The 17,049-nt window shown below is 62.4% G+C and carries 11 protein-coding genes; 4 read left to right on the plus strand and 7 right to left on the minus strand.

The window, feature by feature from the left end:
• Positions 1 to 19 precede the first annotated feature (19 nt).
• The gene (locus JYG32_RS21770) at positions 20 to 2,335 is read right to left on the minus strand and encodes a GNVR domain-containing protein (protein ID WP_213266927.1); all 2,316 of its coding nucleotides are present in this window, start codon (positions 2,333 to 2,335) and stop codon (positions 20 to 22) included.
• Between the two features lie 493 nt (positions 2,336 to 2,828).
• Positions 2,829 to 3,065, minus strand: coding sequence for a transposase (locus JYG32_RS21775; RefSeq protein ID WP_213266928.1), 237 nt, complete (start codon positions 3,063 to 3,065; stop codon positions 2,829 to 2,831).
• 788 nt (positions 3,066 to 3,853) lie between these two features.
• On the opposite strand from JYG32_RS21775, the gene JYG32_RS21780 reads away from it, so the two are divergent.
• Positions 3,854 to 5,035: a polysaccharide biosynthesis/export family protein gene (locus JYG32_RS21780; protein WP_174381768.1), complete on the plus strand. Its 1,182-nt coding sequence runs from the start codon at positions 3,854 to 3,856 to the stop codon at positions 5,033 to 5,035.
• A gap of 165 nt (positions 5,036 to 5,200) precedes the next feature.
• Here JYG32_RS21780 and JYG32_RS21785 read toward each other — a convergent pair whose 3' ends face one another.
• Entirely contained in the window at positions 5,201 to 7,630 is a 2,430-nt protein-coding gene (locus tag JYG32_RS21785) for a glycosyl hydrolase family 28-related protein (protein ID WP_213266929.1), read from the minus strand.
• Between the two features lie 723 nt (positions 7,631 to 8,353).
• Between JYG32_RS21785 and JYG32_RS21790 the strand changes: the two genes are divergently transcribed.
• Positions 8,354 to 10,555 (plus strand): glycoside hydrolase family 3 C-terminal domain-containing protein, encoded by a 2,202-nt coding sequence (locus JYG32_RS21790; RefSeq protein ID WP_213266930.1) that lies wholly within the window; start codon positions 8,354 to 8,356, stop codon positions 10,553 to 10,555.
• 326 nt (positions 10,556 to 10,881) lie between these two features.
• Here the strand turns inward: JYG32_RS21790 and JYG32_RS21795 are convergent, their stop codons facing one another.
• Positions 10,882 to 11,460, minus strand: coding sequence for a DUF4865 family protein (locus JYG32_RS21795; protein ID WP_213266931.1), 579 nt, complete (start codon positions 11,458 to 11,460; stop codon positions 10,882 to 10,884).
• Between the two features lie 128 nt (positions 11,461 to 11,588).
• Here JYG32_RS21795 and JYG32_RS21800 point away from each other — a divergent pair, with 128 nt between their 5' ends.
• Complete coding sequence (locus JYG32_RS21800; RefSeq protein ID WP_213266932.1) at positions 11,589 to 12,446, plus strand: LysR family transcriptional regulator; 858 nt, start codon at positions 11,589 to 11,591, stop codon at positions 12,444 to 12,446.
• A gap of 196 nt (positions 12,447 to 12,642) precedes the next feature.
• Complete coding sequence (locus JYG32_RS21805; RefSeq protein ID WP_213266933.1) at positions 12,643 to 13,230, plus strand: IMPACT family protein; 588 nt, start codon at positions 12,643 to 12,645, stop codon at positions 13,228 to 13,230.
• Between the two features lie 94 nt (positions 13,231 to 13,324).
• Here the strand turns inward: JYG32_RS21805 and ppk2 are convergent, their stop codons facing one another.
• The 3 genes from ppk2 to JYG32_RS21820 form a co-directional block, all read right to left on the minus strand.
• Complete coding sequence (gene ppk2, locus JYG32_RS21810) at positions 13,325 to 14,275, minus strand: polyphosphate kinase 2 (protein ID WP_213266934.1); 951 nt, start codon at positions 14,273 to 14,275, stop codon at positions 13,325 to 13,327.
• A gap of 88 nt (positions 14,276 to 14,363) precedes the next feature.
• Positions 14,364 to 15,749: an OmpW/AlkL family protein gene (locus JYG32_RS21815; protein ID WP_213266935.1), complete on the minus strand. Its 1,386-nt coding sequence runs from the start codon at positions 15,747 to 15,749 to the stop codon at positions 14,364 to 14,366.
• A 4-nt stretch (positions 15,750 to 15,753) separates the two neighbouring features.
• Positions 15,754 to 17,049 carry an HlyD family efflux transporter periplasmic adaptor subunit gene (locus JYG32_RS21820; protein WP_213266936.1) on the minus strand — a complete coding sequence of 432 codons (1,296 nt, stop codon included), beginning with the start codon at positions 17,047 to 17,049 and terminating at the stop codon, positions 15,754 to 15,756.

Raw genomic sequence — 17,049 nt, forward strand, 5'->3', positions numbered from 1 at the left:
CGCTCCGCGTTGACCAATATCACACAACGTTTCTGAGCAGCTCCTTTCTTAATCGGCCCCATGCCCTGAGCAAAAGCGTATCGGATACGACGTCGCCTGAATCTGCCTGCGGCCGGGGTTCTTTCGCAGGTCGACGCGCGTTCGCGTAATAGCCGTAACGAAACGGTGAAGGCTCAAAGCCATTGAACACCAGCCCATCCACATTCGCTCCAACCTTGTTCAAGTTCTCAATCGCTTCCACCACGCCGGTGTAGCTGACCGAGCCTTGCCGTGCCACCATCAACGTAACGTCGGCGAACCTCGATAACATGGCGACGTTTGCGACCGGACGTGCCAATGGCGCATCCACGACGACCATGTCGTATTCGCCTCGCAGCGAGGTGAGCAGCGCCTCCAGCTTTTCCGATCCAAACAGATTCCGCAACGGCTTGACACGTTTTCCCGCAGGCAGTAAGTCAAAATTTTCATGGATACGGGAAATCGCCTTCTTGAGTTCGAGTGAGCCCTTCAACACATCGGACAAACCTTTCTCGTATTTCACCGACAAGCATCGCTCAGTGCTCGAATCGCCCACATCGGCACGCACAAGCAAGGTCTTGAAGCCACTTTCCGAGAACAGGTAGGCAAGATTGACGGAGATCGTCGACTTGCCCTGGCCCGGCTCGGGAGATGTAATCAGAACGGTCTTTGATTTGCCGCGCTCTGCAGTCACCCTGTAACGCAATAGCAAGGCCAGATTTTCCAGTGCTTCGGCCAGCGGCGTATCAGGGTGCTCCCTCACGGCGACGAACGCAGACCTATCGCTCATGTCGGCGTCAATCTGATGTGGCGCGGCCGGAAGAACGCAAAACATCGGGACGCCGGCCATCGTTTCCAAATGCTTCGGATCGCGAACGTATCGAAAGAACAATGCCTGGCCTTGAGCCGCAGCAACGCCCAGTATCAGTCCGATCGCTGCGCCCAGCACAATCACGAGCATACGCTTCGGCCGAACCGGTTTGTCGCTAACGTCAGCCTTGTCGATGATGGACGCATTGCCAACCGTGCCCGCTTTCGCAATCTGCAACTGCTGCGTGTTGTTCAGCAAACCGACATATAGCTGATTGTTGACCTCGACTTCGCGCGCCAAGCGCAAATAAGTCTGCTGCTGCGACGGCAAATGCGCAACTTTGCTTTTCAATTCGGCCGACTGCTGATCGAGCGTCTTCAGCTTGTTGGCTACGGCGGCGATCTGAGGTTGTCCGGCAACATACTTGGACGACAAGTCCTGATATTCGAGCTTGGCTTCGAGGCGCGACTTTTCGACCAGCGCCAACTGGTCAATCAGCAGCTTCACATCGCCTTGTGAATCGATCGACCCTTGCGCGTTGCGAAACGTGTTCAGCGCCTGCTCCGCCTGCTCCAGCCGCGCCTTCACTACCGGCAATTGCGTGTCAAGGAACGCCAGACTGTGCTCGGCGTCCTCGGAGCGCCGTCTTGCATTGGCATCCAGATAGGCCGCAGCAATGGCGTTGAGTAGTCGTGCGGCAAACACGGGATCGGGGTCCTCGAGACTCAGCTGCATAATGCCCGACTGGCGTTTCGTTTCCGCCCCGCTCAATTTCTCCAGGATCGCGTCGAGCCGCACCGGCGTGGGGGCCCGCCGCACGCGAAATTCCGTACCGAAGCGCGCCACGATCCGCGATACATCCACCAGATAACCATTACCTGCGCTCGGTTTGCCGATTACCCCCCTCAACACCTCCTGACCGTTACTGTCCTTCAACAAGAACCGGTTGCCTTCAAGATAATCAAACTCCAGCTTCTTGCCAATCTGTGCATCCGGAACGTCGAATTTCCTGAATTCGATTCTTTCACCGCCCCACGCCCAGAACGGCGTATCGAACAACGGGACGACGAGACCATCCGCATCTTTCGACAAAATCGAAGCAAGGAAACCGCCGACGAGCGGAATCCGGTTCCCGACCGAAACATCAGCCTGCGCGGCAGTCGCCTCGATCGCCTGGGTGACAACCGTGCGCGAGCGAGCGATATCGATTTCGCCGACTACCGCCGAGTTTTCGATGTCCAGTGCATTTGAAATCTCCGAGAGCGAACCCAGCGCACTATGCTTGTTTTCCTGAACTCGTATCAACGTGTCAACGGAATATATCGGCGTTGCTGCCATGGCATATATAAGTGCCAACAGCAAACACCCCAGGAAAACGGCAAGAAAGACGTATCGATGATCAAACACATTTTCCAGCAATTCGGCCAGCGTAAGCCTAAACGTATCGCGAGAAGCACTTCCTGCTCCGTCGCGATGCTCATTCAATGAAGGCCTATCCAATGCCATGCACAAGCTCCAAAATTTCCACCCTGACGGGGTTCTTGTCGCAGTGCGTGCTTTCGGTCACGCATGCCGCGCCATTCGTGCCGGGTCACTTCACCTCTGGCACCTATTCCGTATCCGACCGCGGCACGCAAAAAGCGCGCCACCGAACCCTTGCCCCGAGAACAAACGATTCTGTTTGCCTGGACCACTATGCGATAAATGCTCGGCGTGCTAAGTGCGATGGCTTACATTAAGAGACACTGGTGAAGCGAATCACTGGGTTGCCAACCCGTCTCGTGCTATGTTAGGAGTTCCGTTTCGCTAGCGAGCGGATTATGGCAATACGGTGGCTTGATGACGAAGTCAGACACATGACGTGGACGCGCCATGTCATATCGCTCATCCAGTGTTTCGCCCCCAGTTTTGACAATTCTTTTCAAACAGGGCGGCGTGGGATCATTGATGCGAGGATATAAAGATGAAACGCTCTGGTACGCAAAGGCACGGTAAATATTCACGAGAAGTTGGTTTGAAATTTGATGCCAACTCCGGCCAGTAGGTCGGCAGTTCCCGCATCGATGGTTTCCTTGGTCCAGATGAAGAAGCGTCGCCATCGATATTTGAATTGCCTCAATACGATCTCGTTCTTGTTGAGCTTGGGGCTGTAGGCGGGCAGATAGAACAGGACAGGTTTGTGATCGATCAACCGCCGGTCCTGCATTGGATATGGATCGGCGTGTTCGTGCCGCATTCCACTGCCCAAAGGACACCGCGCCGGTATTGCCTGTTCGGTTCAATCTTGTGAGGCAGCCCCGTGGTGACCGACTACGCTGAACCGACGGCAATGTGCAGAAGCCCGTCGCATCGAAGCGGACCACGCGAATCGCTGCCTCACGTACCGCTTCAGGCAATCGACCGGGATTTTTTTTTGCGCCGCGGCTTCCGCACCGGCTGTAACGGTTCGAACCGTGTCCACAATTCGTCGTCGATGACTGGTTGCCCCATCCCGTCGACTCGCATCACTTGGAACGTCAGTGTTAACAGCTCGCCGGCAAGGTTAACAGTCCCTTCAGGTCTTTATGAAACCGTCTATTAACGTACGTCCCTCTTCCCTGGATCATACAACGTGAACCATGCAGGAACGAATCTCGGCCTTGCACACTGCCCGCATGTGACCGGGCTGCGTCAGACGACGGTTGTCCGGTTTTCCACTCCCCGGATCATGGGTCGGCCGGCACGCCTGGCAGCATGCGACGAAGTCAAGGCGTTTGATAGTCGGTTCATCGAAACGGCAAGCCGAACCGATGACAGCTGAGCATGGATCGCAGGCGGACATTCCACGCGGCATCGCTGTCATCGTTGATTTTCGAATGCATTCCGATGTTGCACGCGAGCAATCGGCAAGATCGTTGGGATGGAATCAATCACGTCACGAACACGAGCGAACGCGTGTGATGTCGCTCCGTGGTGGTCCGGAAAATAGCGAACGTCAGAGTACTTCGCGTAAATATTTCTTGTTTAACTATGCTGAATGACGACATGAACAACCACCAGCTATTCGACACGTTGGTGCCGAACAAGAACAACCATGCGGTGCGTCAAATGTACGCTGCGTTCTCCCTGGCGATTTCCACTCTGCTTTCGGCGTGTGCGTTTGCGCCAGGCCAGCACATGGCAGAACCAGCTGCATTACCGGTCACGACCGCCGACAACGGCAACGTGACTAGTGACATGAAGGTTCCACTCAAGCAGATCGATCTGACTCTGATCAACCAGATTCGCACGGAGCAAAAGGGCCGCACTGCGTTGCCAATCCCGAGCAATCTGCTCGGCAAACCGAATGGCTACAAGCTCGGCCCGGGCGACGTGTTGCAAATCACGGTATGGGATCACCCGGAGTTCGCTGCCGCTGTCGGCCAGCCAACGCAGAACACGAAGTCCTCTGACGCAGCGCCGGGTTTCGTTATCGATAGTGACGGTAACGTGCAGTTTCCATACGTGACACGACCGATCCACGCAGCCGGGAAGACCGCGGCGCAGATCCAGCGGGAACTCGATGCCGAACTCAAGAAGGTGTTTGTCAAACCACAAGTGACCGTTCGCGTGGCATCTTTCCGCGCCGAGCAAGTGTATATAGACGGCGAAGTGCGCGCACCCGGTTCGCAGACGATCAACGACATTCCAATGACACTAGTCGAAGCGGTCAATCGCGCAGGTGGCTTTGCACCGACCGCGGATCAGAGTCGCGTGACGATCACGCGCAATGGCACGATCTATCCGGTGAATGTCGCGCAGATGATGAAAACGGGCAAGAGCCCCGCCGCTATCATGCTGCAGTCAGGCGACCTGCTGCATGTGGGCGCTCGCGACGACAATCCCGTCTACGTAATGGGGGAAGTGAACAAGCCGCAGGCCGTGCCGCCGCAACGCGACGGCTCGCTCACGCTGAGTGAAGCTCTCTCGGAAGCCGGCCAGCTCAACCAGCAGACGTCGAATGCCAAACAGGTGTTCGTGCTGCGCAAGGCCGCCGACAGCGCGCCCGTCATCTATCACCTCGACATGGAGTCGCCTGTTTCGATGTTGCTAGCGAACCAGTTCCCGCTCACGTCGAAGGACATCGTCTATGTCGACAACACCGGGCTGGTCCGCGCGAGCCGCGTGCTGAACCTGCTGCTGCCGGCGATCAGCGCGGGGTTGACCGGCGCGCTCGTCACCAAGTAACCCTGCGCAACGTCAGCCTCCGAAAATCGACACGCGACGCAAAATACCGACCCGTTTCGGCCCATTCATCCGGAATACGAAACAGCATTCCGAGATGAACGCGGGGCGGGTCGACATCATCGTCGCCCGCCCCTCCCCGCTTGCGCGTCGCGTTCGATTCCCGCGCTACTGCCCCAGTCTCGGAATCATCGTGACGGTGGGCGCTGCACTATAGGTAACCGTCATGGCGTCGCCCGGCTTGAGATCGACCATGCCGTTCGTCAACCCGGTGGCATACGCCTGCTGTCCGTTTCGCGACACGCTGATTGACGACACCGTACCGCCGGCGACCGACATGCTGATCGCGCTCAGGTTGTTGTTCGCAAACGTCCACGGCGAAGCACCCACCGTCTGCGCAACCGGCGTCAGTTGCACGCCGAAGCCGACAAAGCCGTTTTGCGCGATATTGTCTTCGCTCCACGACGTGTAGGCCCATGAGCTCGATGAGATCAGCGAGTCGATTGCGCGAGGATAATTGACCGGCTGGGCCATATAGTTTCCCCGCAGTTTGAGCGCTGCCCCGGCCGTGAGCGTCCCGATCGTCATGAGGCGAGCGAACCCGTTGCAGCAGCCGATATTTTCCCCGGTATTGCCGCTGATCTCCGTGAACGACGTGCAGGATCCGTCCACGTAGATCCCGTCCTTCGAGATGCCGGACAGCTGGTTCTTCGAGACGATGCACCCTCGGGTGTTGTACAGGGTGATTCCGGAAACGGCGCTCAGTCCGCCGGTCCCGGTGAACGTAATCGACGCGCCACTGGCAATTCCGCTGCCCGTGAAATTATTGGACAGCGTGACGGTCGGGCCATTTCCGTTACCGGAAACCGACGTCACGTAAGTGCCGACCGGGATATTCGTTCCGGATACGCCTTGCCCCACCGCACAGCCGCGTGCCGACGGATACGGCGTAAACGTCAGCGTGTTGGTTCCCGTCGCCGATGCGGCCGAGGTCGTGATCGTTTGAGACGTCATGCAGACCATCGGGGTAAAGACAATGGAAGCACCGCTCGCCACGGTGCCGGTCGTCGCCTTGCTGAGCGTCACCGAATTCGCCGTCACACCGGTCACGAACGTCCCGGACGCGATGTTGGTACCGCTGACGCTCTGCCCAATCGACACGCCCGTTGTTTCATTGCCAGGCGACCCAAAGCCATAGTTGTCGTTATAAGTGACGCCGGTCGTCGCGGCGAACGTCAACGACGTGGCGGCACTCGCGGCGGAAGCGGTCGTTGCGATCGTCGCGCCGAACAAGCCGACGCCTGAAAAAATCACGGTCCCGCCACTCGGTACAGTCGCATTCTGGTTCAGCGTTACCGTCGATACGCCTGCCGATACGACCGTGCCGATCGGTACGCTTGTCGAACCGTTGAAATACCAGGCCGTCATGCCGACGGCAACGCCAGGAGTATTGGCAAAGTTCAGCGTCAGAGCCGCCGAGGTCGCACTGATCGTCGTCAGCGGGAATCCGTTCTTGTTGTTTGGATCCCATGCATTGCTGATCGTGTTCTGCGAAATATTGACGTGGATGTTGTTTCCGGCCGGCTGCCATAGTCCGATCGGCGTTCCCGCCGCGTTCTTGATCGTGTTGTTGACGATCGTGATATTCGAATTATTGAATCCACTCGTCGCGGTCACGGCCAATGCCGCATAGCCGATCGGGCCGTTTGGCGAATTGACTATTGCGCCGATGTTGGATTGCACCCCGCACGTATCCAGAACATTATTGGCGACCGTCACGTTATCGTTACCGTACGACTGGTAAACGCTCGTCAACTCTGACGCGACATAAATACCGGCCCCCATGGGGTTGTAGATCTGGTTGCCGGTCACCGTGATGTCTTGAGCACCCACAATCGCTATGCCACGTGCATATTTGGTTCCGACAACCCGGTTGTTTGCAATCGTAATGCGGCGAGGACGGACGCCCTCGTTAAAATAACCAACCACCGCAAACGCATCATCGCCGCCATTGATCACTTCATTATTCGTGATGGTGATGTCCGAGCTTGCCTTGGTAACATGAATGCCGTCATGCCAGATATTGAACAGGGTATTATCGAAAACCTTTCCGTTGACGCAACTGCGCATTATCGTGCCGCCACCGGCCGAGTTATTGAACTTGCATCCCGAAATTTCAAACTGACTGCAGTCCAGCATATTGACTGAACCGGCATTCTCATCCGGATAATACGCAGTCGAATTTTTCGAAAAAAATTGCAGATTCTGTACTTTGAAATTACTGACTTTCCTCCAGTAAATCACCGAATTCTGGCCTTGCGATGTCGTGCACTGCAAGATCGAGTTCCACCCGGCCCCGACGATCGAGGCCGTCGCAGTAAGCGTATTGCCATACAGGTAAGTACCCGGTGGAAAATACAACGGGATCCCGGCATTGAGCGCTGTCTGTAGTGCCGCTGTATCGTCGGTCACACCGTCGCCCATCACCCCGAACCGCTTCACACTCATCGGCAAATCGACCAATTCCTGGAGAAGCGTTCTTGCGGTCAGGCCTGTCGCCGTACCAACGATATACGTAGCCGGAAATTCTGCTGTCATTTGAGCGCTCCTGCGATCGCAATCCATTGCGACGCAAAAAATTGAAGTTAAATAGCGGGATTCTCGGCGATCACCCAATCTCGCATACATCGTTTCGCGACCTTGTCGACCACCTTCAATGCGCGTACTCGCATCTGAACGCGCGAACCAGTCTCAGAATAGGGGCGGATTTCTCGACGAAAGGTGCGCGGAATAACCGAAGTGGACAGGCGGGTCCGAAAAATCCTTGCGCGCCCGATACGGCAGAAACTGGCCAGGGATCCTGGCGCTGCTGCACGCACTGGATGCGTATCGATCCGACACGAAGGGACGGCAGTTCGACGACATCACGATGGACGACGATTCCCCCCGCCCGAGTACTTCTTACTCCGCCACACGGTCGCAATCGGGAACGATGACCGTCTTTTCGCCGCGTCGCGCGACCGTCCCGAATAAAGATCGTACGTATCGGTAGAAACACCGATGCTGTAGTCGAACTACATTCATACCATTAGTCGCTGCTGAGAGTCGCTACATCCGATTCGGCAGCGTCGGACGGCCCGTGCGTCGCCGCCCGCGTTGACCGGTCGAGCCCAACCGGCCGTAACGATTCCCCGCCTGGCCTGGCATGCCGACGCGCAACCACCCTGCATCGCCAGCCGAATGCGTCCGGTGCGAATCCACCGGGCGTGCGCAGCTCCAGACATCATCCGAACAACGAGCAATACGATCATGGAGAGCAACATGCGGGACAAACTCTGGCCGGCCGTCGTGCTGGCAGCGACCCTCTGCACCACCGCCTACGCGGGCAACGCCGATTTCAACTCGCAGGGCGACGCCACCGACGCGTTCGCATCGGCCGCCGCGCAACGGCGCGCCGACGTGCTCGTGCGCAGGATGACGCTCGACGAGAAACTGCAATTCATTCATTCGCAATACGAAATGTCGAAGGTGCCGGGCGGTGGCGCCGGCTATATCCAGGGTGTGCCGCGGCTCGGCATTCCCGATCTCAACATGGTCGACTCGGCGACCGGTTCAGGCAGCACGTCGCAGGCCAGCACGACGTTTCCGGCGACGATCGCCGTCGCCGCGAGCTGGGATCGCCGCCTGTCGTACGACTTCGGCAAGCAGGTCGCGATCCAGTTGCGCGCGCAAGGGTTCGGCATGGGCCTCGGCGGCGGTACCAATCTCGCGCGCGAACCGCGCGGCGGCCGCCTGTTCGAGTATCTCGGCGAGGATCCGCTGCTCGCCGGGGACCTGCTCGCCGAACGCACGCTCGCGACGCAGCGGCAAAAAGTCATCGCGACCATCAAGCACTACGCCGGCAACGAACAGGAGCACGGCCGGATGGGCGGCAACACGCAGATCGACGAACGCACGCTGCGCGAGCTCTACCTGCTGCCGTTCGAGATCGCCGCGAAGCGCGGGCGGCCCGGCAGCGTGATGTGCAGCTACAACCGCCTGAACGGCGCGTATGCGTGCGAGAACAATCACCTGCTGAACGACGTGCTGAAGAACGAATGGGGCTTCGAGGGCCAGGTGCAGTCCGACTGGGGCGCCACGCACAGCACCGCCGCCGCGATCAACGCCGGGCTCGACGAGGAAGAGGACGTCGGGACGACCGTGTACCTGACGCCGGCGGCCGTCAAGCAGGCGATCGCGAACGGCTCGGTGTCGACCGCGCGCCTCGACGACATGGTGCGCCGCAAGCTCGCCGTGATGATCCGCGTCGGCGTGATGGACGATCCGGCCAAGGGTGGCGGCACGATCGATTTCGCGGCCGCGAACCGGTTCGCGCAGGCGGCGTCCGAGCAGTCGATCGTACTGCTGAAGAACGACGGCAACCAGTTGCCGCTAGCCGCGTCGGCGCTGTCGCATATCGCCGTGATCGGCGGCCATGCCGATGCGGCCGTATTGTCGGGCGGCGGCTCGGGCAACACGCGCGACCCGGTGACGGGTTCGTTCGCGGGCTGCGGCGGCCTGACGTTCGGATCATCGGCGGGTTGTAGCTGGTGGCGTAATCCGTGGCTGACGGTCGACGTGCCGATCGTCGCGGCGATCCGTGCGCTCGCGCCGGCCGCGCAGGTCACGTACGCGGGCAACAGCGACCAGCAGTCGCCGTTCCGCGCGTACACGCAGCAGGAGATCGACCAGGCTGCCGCGCTCGCGGGCCGCTCGGACGTCGCGATCGTCGTGGTCGCGCAGCCGGCCGGCGAGGATTTCGGCGATCTGCAAAGCCTGAGCCTCGCGAACCCGTCGAACCAGGATGCGCTCGTCGAAGCCGTTGCGCGCGCGAATCCGCATACGATCGTGGTCGTCCAGAGCGGCAATCCGGTGCTGATGCCGTGGAAGGACCAGGTGTCCGCGATCGTCGAGGCGTGGTATCCGGGCGAAGCCGGCGGCAAGGCGATCGCGAACGTGCTGTTCGGCGCCGTCAACCCGTCCGGCAAGCTGCCCGTCACGTTCCCCGCCCGCGACCAGGATTCGCCGACCTGGGGGCAAAACGGCGCATTGGAGAACGATCCCGTCTACGCGGAGAAGCTGAACATGGGCTATCGCTGGTATGACGCGCGCAACATCAAGCCGATGTTCGAATTCGGCTACGGGTTGTCGTATACGCACTTCGCGTATTCGGGGCTGTCGGTGTCGAAGCAATGGGACGGCTCGCTGAGCGTCGCGTTCACCGTGCGCAACGACGGGCGCGTCGCCGGCGCGGAAACGCCGCAGGTCTATCTCGGCGTGCCGTACAAGGACGAGCCGCCGAAGCGGCTGGTCGGCTGGGAGAAGATCCGGCTGAATCCGGGCGAGGCGCGGCATGTTCGCGTCACCGTGTCGCCGCGGATGCAGAGCGTGTGGGATACGTCGCGCCACGGCTGGCGCGTTGTGCCGGGCGGGACGGTGTATGTCGGCGCGTCGTCGCGCGATATCCGGTTGCAAGGCAACTAAGCGGCGATGAGAAGCGGCCGGAAGCGCAGCGCGTATCGCGTGCGGCGCTTCCGGTCATGCGACGGCGCGAGAACTGCATCGCGTCTCGTCCTGTCTGCTTGTTCCGAGGCCCCCCCGGGCTTGCCCGCCCGCTGACGATCTTTACCGGACCATCAGCGCCAGCAACGTCGTCAGCACGGCGATAGCAGCTATCCCCGCCGCCACGCCCGCCAGATGAGCCCCGACCGCCAGGCCGGCGGGCAATCGCATCGATGGTGCATCGCCCGCCCTGCCGGGCCATCGGCCGCGCACCGCCAACCGGGCCCGCGATCGCGACACGCCGGCCATCACGCGCCGCTTCCTTCCAGCGTGTCGAGCAACGGTTGGGCCAGATGCAAGACCTGGTACACCGTGCCCGCACCGCCGTTGTCCGGTTCGTGTTCCGTTACGAGTATCCGCGTCAACCGCCAGCGCAATGGATCGACGCTGACGGCGGCCGCGACGACACCCGGCCGCGCCGCCGCTTCGCGGTTGTGCGCGATCTCGTGCGCAAGCGTCGCATCGAGATCGGCATCCGCCGGAATGTCGATGTCCTCGAAACGAGCGAATCGTGCCGTCGACGCGCGCCCCTTGCGCGCATCGAGCGCGACCCGGACGTCGATCGGCGCGCGCCCGAAGCTGTCCGTCACGACCCGATAGCGGCCGTCCGTCACGAACGCCGCGAACGCCTGGTCGTTGCGCCACAGATAAAACGACGCATAACCGTTTTCCGTCGCGCCGTAGCGACCGGCCTCGCGCAGCAGGAACCCCTTGAACACCAGTTCCGGCGTGTCGTCCCAGAGCTTGCCGCGCTCACGGACGCGATTGCGAATGATGTCGAGGTCGTAGTCCGCCGGCAGGCGGTGCACGTAGTACGCGGTCAGCATGGTCGACTCCTGGCGAAAGAAACGCGGGAATTCCGGACGGCTTGTGAACAGCGTAGAAGACCTTGAATCATTTGAAAATACGATGGCAGAATATTTCAATGATTCGATTTCAAAATGAATGGTGCACGATGAAAACACTCGATATCGAAGCCGTGCAGGCGTTCGTGCTGACCGCCGACCTCAAGAGCTTCACGCGGGCCGCCGAAGCGATGGACATGACGCAGTCCGCGGTAAGCCTGAAGATCAAGCGGCTCGAGGACGGGCTCGGCCGCCGCCTGCTGGAGCGCACGCCGCGGCAGGTCCGCCTGTCGGCCGACGGCACCGCGTTCCTGGAACCGGCGCGCGAACTGGTGGCCGCGCACCAGGGTGCGGTCGGCGCGTTCGGCACCGCCCAGCGGCGGCTGGTGATCGGCGTCAGCCACCATGTCGTCGGCGCCGATCTCCCGATGCTGCTTCGGCGCATGAGCGAGGCCGAGCCTGGGCTCGTGCTGGAGATCCGCGTCGCCGCGTCGCCCGACGTGCTCGATGCGTTCGACCGCGGTCAGCTCGACGCGGCCGTCGCGCTGCAGCACGACAACCGGCGGCTGGACGGCGAAACCATCCTGTCCGAGTCGTTCGGCTGGATGGCCGCGGCCGATTTCGAGTACCATCCGCCGCAATCGCTGCGGCTCGCGACGCAGGCCGAGCCCTGCAGCGTGCGCCGCATGGCGGTCGGTGCGCTGGACGAAGCCGGTATCGCGTGGACGGAAGTCTTTGTCGGCGGCGGCGTCGCGACGATCGGCGCGGCGGTGTCCGCGGGGCTGGCCGTCGCGGCGCTCGGGCATCGCGTGGCGCCCGCCGGTACGGTCGAGGTGGGCGCGCGATACGGCCTGCCGCCCTTGCCGATGCGCGATGTCGTGCTCTACTCGAACCTGACCGATGCGCGGGCCCGGCAGGCGCTGCGCACGCTGGGCGCGGCGCTGCGGTCGTCGGTCGGCGTGCGGTGACGTCGGGCGCGATATCGACGGACCGGCGCGTGCGGCGGACGCTGAGCGGGGGCCCGTTCGCGAGACGTTTCGCCGCCCTCCCGGCTCGCACGCGGTATGCTTCGACACGCGCCGCGCATCCGCCGCGGCCGATCCAGACAACACCCGGAATACGGGCAAGCGATCGCATCGATCGCGCTTGCCCTTGACGATCAACGTGACTTACACCCTATCCGCTTCCCGCACGACCGAACTCGAGATCCGCAAGAGCCGCTTCATCGCATACGCGATTCCCGTCGACGACCGCGACGCCGCGATGCAGGTGCTGCAGCGCCTGCGCGACGAGCATCCGGCGGCCACCCACGTGTGCTGGGCGCTGCTGGCGGGCGGCCAGTCGGGCATGTCGGATGACGGCGAGCCGTCGGGCACCGCGGGCCGGCCGATCCTCGAAGTGCTGCGCCATCACGATCTCGACGGCGTACTGGGCGCGGTCGTGCGTTACTACGGCGGCGTGAAGCTCGGTGCGGGCGGGCTGGTGCGCGCTTATACGGATGCGATTGCGTCGGCGCTGCTCGACGCCGAGCGCGTCGAACGCATCCGCCAGACGCGGCTCGCGATCGAGATGGGCTACCCGGACGAGGCGCGCGTGCGCCGCTGGGTGGAACAGGCAGGTTATGAACTAGTGGACAGCGCGTACGGGATGACGGTGAAGCTCGTGATCAAGCTGCCGGAGACCGCCGAAGCCGATGCGAGAACCGAACTGTTCGATCTGACGCAGGGGCGGTCGGGGTTTCCGGACCTTTGAGGCGCGGGTGACGCGTCTGCCTTTTCCCGCACGGCCAATCCAGAGCCGTCAAGCGCGCCACCCGTGCGGCGCGCTTGCCTGATAGACACCGCCGTCAGTAAATATCCGGCACGATCATGGTGTCCGGCACCGGCCGGCGGATGTAATCCTCGTGATGCTCGCGCTGCGGCAGATCGATCGTCGGGCGCGGCACGTCGTGATACGGCACCTGGCCCAGCAGGTGGTGGATGCAGTTCAGCCGCGCGCGCTTCTTGTCGACCGCCTGCACGACCCACCACGGCGCCTCGGGAATATGCGTGCGCTGCAGCATCTCTTCCTTCGCGGCCGTATAGGCCTCCCAGCGGCGGCGGCTCTCGAGGTCCATCGGGCTCAGCTTCCACTGCTTCAGCGGATCCTCGATCCGGGCCTGAAAGCGCACCTCCTGCTCGCGATCGGTGATCGAGAACCAGTACTTGACGATCTGGATCCCGCTGCGCACGAGCATCTTCTCGAACTCGGGCACCGACCGGAAAAACTCCTCGTACTCGTCGTCGGTACAGAAATTCATCACGCGCTCGACGCCCGCACGGTTGTACCAGCTGCGGTCGAACAGCACGATCTCGCCGCCGGCCGGCAGATGCGCAACGTAGCGCTGGAAGTACCATTGCGTGCGCTCGCGGTTGTTCGGCGCGGGCAATGCGGCGACCCGGCAGACACGCGGGTTCAGGCGCTGCGTGATGCGCTTGATCACGCCGCCCTTGCCCGCCGCGTCGCGCCCCTCGAAAATGACGACAAGCCGGTGCCCGGTGGTCACGACCCAGTCCTGCAGCTTCACGAGCTCGCCCTGCAGCCGGAACAGCTCGCGGAAATACTCCTTGCGCGCCTCGCGACGCTCCGGCGAGAACAGCAGGTCCTCGCCGTTGTCGAAGCGGCGGTCGTCGAGCTCCATCTCGAGCTCTTCGTCGTACGCGTCGACGAGATCTTCCTCGAAACGGCGCTGGCGCGTTTCCATCGAACTCGTATCGGTGAGGTTGTCGGTCTCGGTGCGGGTATCGTTGTCGCCCATGGGGCCTCCTTCCATCATTGACGCAGGCAAACTTCGCCATTATCCCAGTATCGCGCGTCAAATTGATGAAAGCCGTCTGTCGTACCCGTCAGAACCGGAACGAGAACAGTACGCTGGCCAGCACGGGGTTCGCCGAAATATCGAACGTGTTCGACGCGAGCTGCCGGTTCGGCTGGTCGATGTCCAGCGTAATCTTCGTACGTAGCGGGACATACGTGACCATTCCGGTCACCCAGAACTGGCGCGTGATCTGGTAGCTCGCGCCGACGGTGAACACCGGCTCCCACACGCTCTTCACCTTCGCGGACACATTGGTCTTCCCCGACAGCAGCAGGTCGCCGCCGGCATCCCAAATACGCTGGAACAGCGCCGGATCGAGCAGCAGCGACTGCAGGCTGCCGATGTCCGCGCCCGCCGCGAGCAGCCCGCCGAGCGACGCGAGCTTGCGCTGGAACACGGGATTCAGGTTCGTGTTCGTGAAGCGCGTATAGCTGATGCCGATGCCGGCGAACGGACGAAAACGATCGTCGCGCTCGCCGAGGTAGTACTTGAACACGACGGACCCGAGCCATGCGCGCGTGGTCGCGAGCGGGTTGCTTTGCGTGTTCCCGAGATCGATCAGCGGAAAGCGCCCCTGGACGCCGGAAAAAATCCGGTCGAGCGGCAGCGCGATGCTGCCGTGCCCGCGCAACGTCAGCACCGGCGGAATGCCGCCGCCGAGTTCGGCCGCCCAGTTCTCCGAGAAGAAATGCGTGAACGTGAACGCCAGCGTGTTCGTATTGCCGAGCGACAGGCTCGACCCCTGATTCCGGAAGCTGTTCAGCCCGAGCGCGTCGGTATGCGTCGTCACGGGCGTCGACCGGCCGGTCGTCCCGACGAAGTGCCAGCCGAGTCCGACCATGTTGCGATCGTCGCCCATCAGTTGCTCGAGCAACGGCGGCGCCTGGGCCGCCGGCAGATCGGGCAGCCGCGACGGATCGACCGGGTGCAGCTCGTACGGCATCCGGTCGGCGTGAACGACGCCGTGCGCCGATGTATCGTCCGCCGCATTGCGCGCGGCGGCCGGATCGCAGCCGGCAACCGCGCCGCCGTCGTCAAAGCCGATGCCGTCCGTGCCGTCGTCGCGCGCTGCCGCGCATGCGCGCCCCGCCCCGTCGGCACGCTGCCCGAGCGTGATCTTGCGCGCCGTCAGCGGGATGGCAGGCTGCGGCGCGTCGGCCGAACCGTCGCGCCCGCCGCGCGCCGGCCCGGCATCTGTGGCCCATGCGCTCGCATCGAACCCGTCCGCGTCGCCGCCCGGCCAGAAACCGATCCCGTCGGCGCCGGCCTGCCAGCGCGGCTCTGCGTCGCCGTCCGGCTGCGGCGCACCGTGCGCGGCGGCCGCGCACGCGAACAGCGTCGCGCCGAGCCAGCGCGACAGCGGACGCGCGGAGCCCGGCCGCGCGCGGCGGCGGCATTGGTCGCGACGCGCCATCGGCTCAGGCCGGCACGCCGAACAGGCGCTGGCGGATCCGGTACAGCGGCTCGAACAGCCATTCGAGCAGGCTGCGTCGTTCGAGCACGATGTCGGCCTTCAACATCATCCCGGCCCGCAGCGACAGCGGCCGCCCGTCGAACGACGGCGTGCGGTCGGCCAGCTCGACCCAGGTCTTGAAGTAGGTCTGCGGCGTGGCCGCATCGCCCGGCAGGTTCAGCTCCTTCGCCGAGAACGCGACGGGCGAGATCGACAGCACCTTGCCGCGATACGTGCCGAACTTCTCGACCGGATAGCTTGCGTACGCAACCTTCACCTCCTGCCCCTTCTTCACGAAGCCGGCCTTCGACGACGGAATGTAGACCTCGGCAATCAACCCGTCGGCCTTCGCGGGCAGGATCTCGACGACGCGCGTGCCCGGCGGGTCGATCACACCGCCCTGCACGACGTCGAGCCGCACGATCTGCCCGTCCGCCGGCGCGTACAGCACCTGGTTCACGTTCTCGTCGATGTTGTATTCCTTCGCGTTCAGCTCCTCCTGCTTGATCTTCAGCTCCGCGTTCGCGCCGTCGTACTTGCTCTGCATCGTGTCGAGGTCGCCGCGCAGCTTCATCGCGTTCTTCGCGAGCTCGGCACGCCGCAGCAGCAGGTCCTGGTACGCCTGCCCGGCCTGCAGGTACTGCGTGTTGACCTGGTTGTACTGTTCGAGCGTCACGACCTGTTCGTCGAGCAACTGCTTCACGCGCGCGCGCCGTTCGCCGTACTCGTCGACGATGCGCTTCTGGTCCTGGATCTGCCGGTCGATCAGCCCGCGGCTCTCGCCCTGCGCGGCGATCTGCTGGTTGATCTGCTGCACCGACGACCGGTATTCGAGCCGCGCCGCGTCGATCTGCTGCGTCACCTCGACACGCTGCCGGTCGAGCGCCGCGCGCATCCCCTGCACGTTGTTCGCCTGGCTGACGAAGCTCGTGTCGCGCGTCACCGCCAGCAGCCGCTGGCCGGCCTTCACCTGCTGGTCCTTGCCGACGTAGATGTCGCGCACGGCCCAGCCCGGCGGCGCGCTGACGCCGATCAGCCCCGAACGCGGCGTCAGCATCCCCGACACGCTCTCGGTATTTGCGTAGCTCAGTTCGACGAGCGCGGTCACGAACATCGCGAACATCGCCAGCGACAGGTAGCAGAAGAACCGCATCGACACCGGCACGTCGACGACACCGTGGATCACGGTGCCGAAGGTCGTGCCGCGCGCGAGCTTGCGCGACGGCTTCTGTTCTCGGAAAGCGGAGTTCCAGGTCGGCAT

Source organism: Burkholderia pyrrocinia (assembly GCF_018417535.1).
Taxonomy (GTDB): domain Bacteria; phylum Pseudomonadota; class Gammaproteobacteria; order Burkholderiales; family Burkholderiaceae; genus Burkholderia; species Burkholderia pyrrocinia_E.

Coding starts and splice junctions, on each gene's coding strand:
- JYG32_RS21780 (WP_174381768.1), top strand. CDS start 3,854: ATGAACAACCACCAGCTATTCGACACGTTGGTGCCGAACAAGAACAAC.
- JYG32_RS21820 (WP_213266936.1), bottom strand. CDS start 17,049: ATGCCGACCTGGAACTCCGCTTTCCGAGAACAGAAGCCGTCGCGCAAG.
- JYG32_RS21785 (WP_213266929.1), bottom strand. CDS start 7,630: ATGACAGCAGAATTTCCGGCTACGTATATCGTTGGTACGGCGACAGGC.
- JYG32_RS21800 (WP_213266932.1), top strand. CDS start 11,589: ATGAAAACACTCGATATCGAAGCCGTGCAGGCGTTCGTGCTGACCGCC.
- JYG32_RS21795 (WP_213266931.1), bottom strand. CDS start 11,460: ATGCTGACCGCGTACTACGTGCACCGCCTGCCGGCGGACTACGACCTC.
- JYG32_RS21815 (WP_213266935.1), bottom strand. CDS start 15,749: ATGGCGCGTCGCGACCAATGCCGCCGCCGCGCGCGGCCGGGCTCCGCG.
- ppk2 (WP_213266934.1), bottom strand. CDS start 14,275: ATGGGCGACAACGATACCCGCACCGAGACCGACAACCTCACCGATACG.
- JYG32_RS21775 (WP_213266928.1), bottom strand. CDS start 3,065: ATGCGGCACGAACACGCCGATCCATATCCAATGCAGGACCGGCGGTTG.
- JYG32_RS21790 (WP_213266930.1), top strand. CDS start 8,354: ATGCGGGACAAACTCTGGCCGGCCGTCGTGCTGGCAGCGACCCTCTGC.
- JYG32_RS21770 (WP_213266927.1), bottom strand. CDS start 2,335: ATGGCATTGGATAGGCCTTCATTGAATGAGCATCGCGACGGAGCAGGA.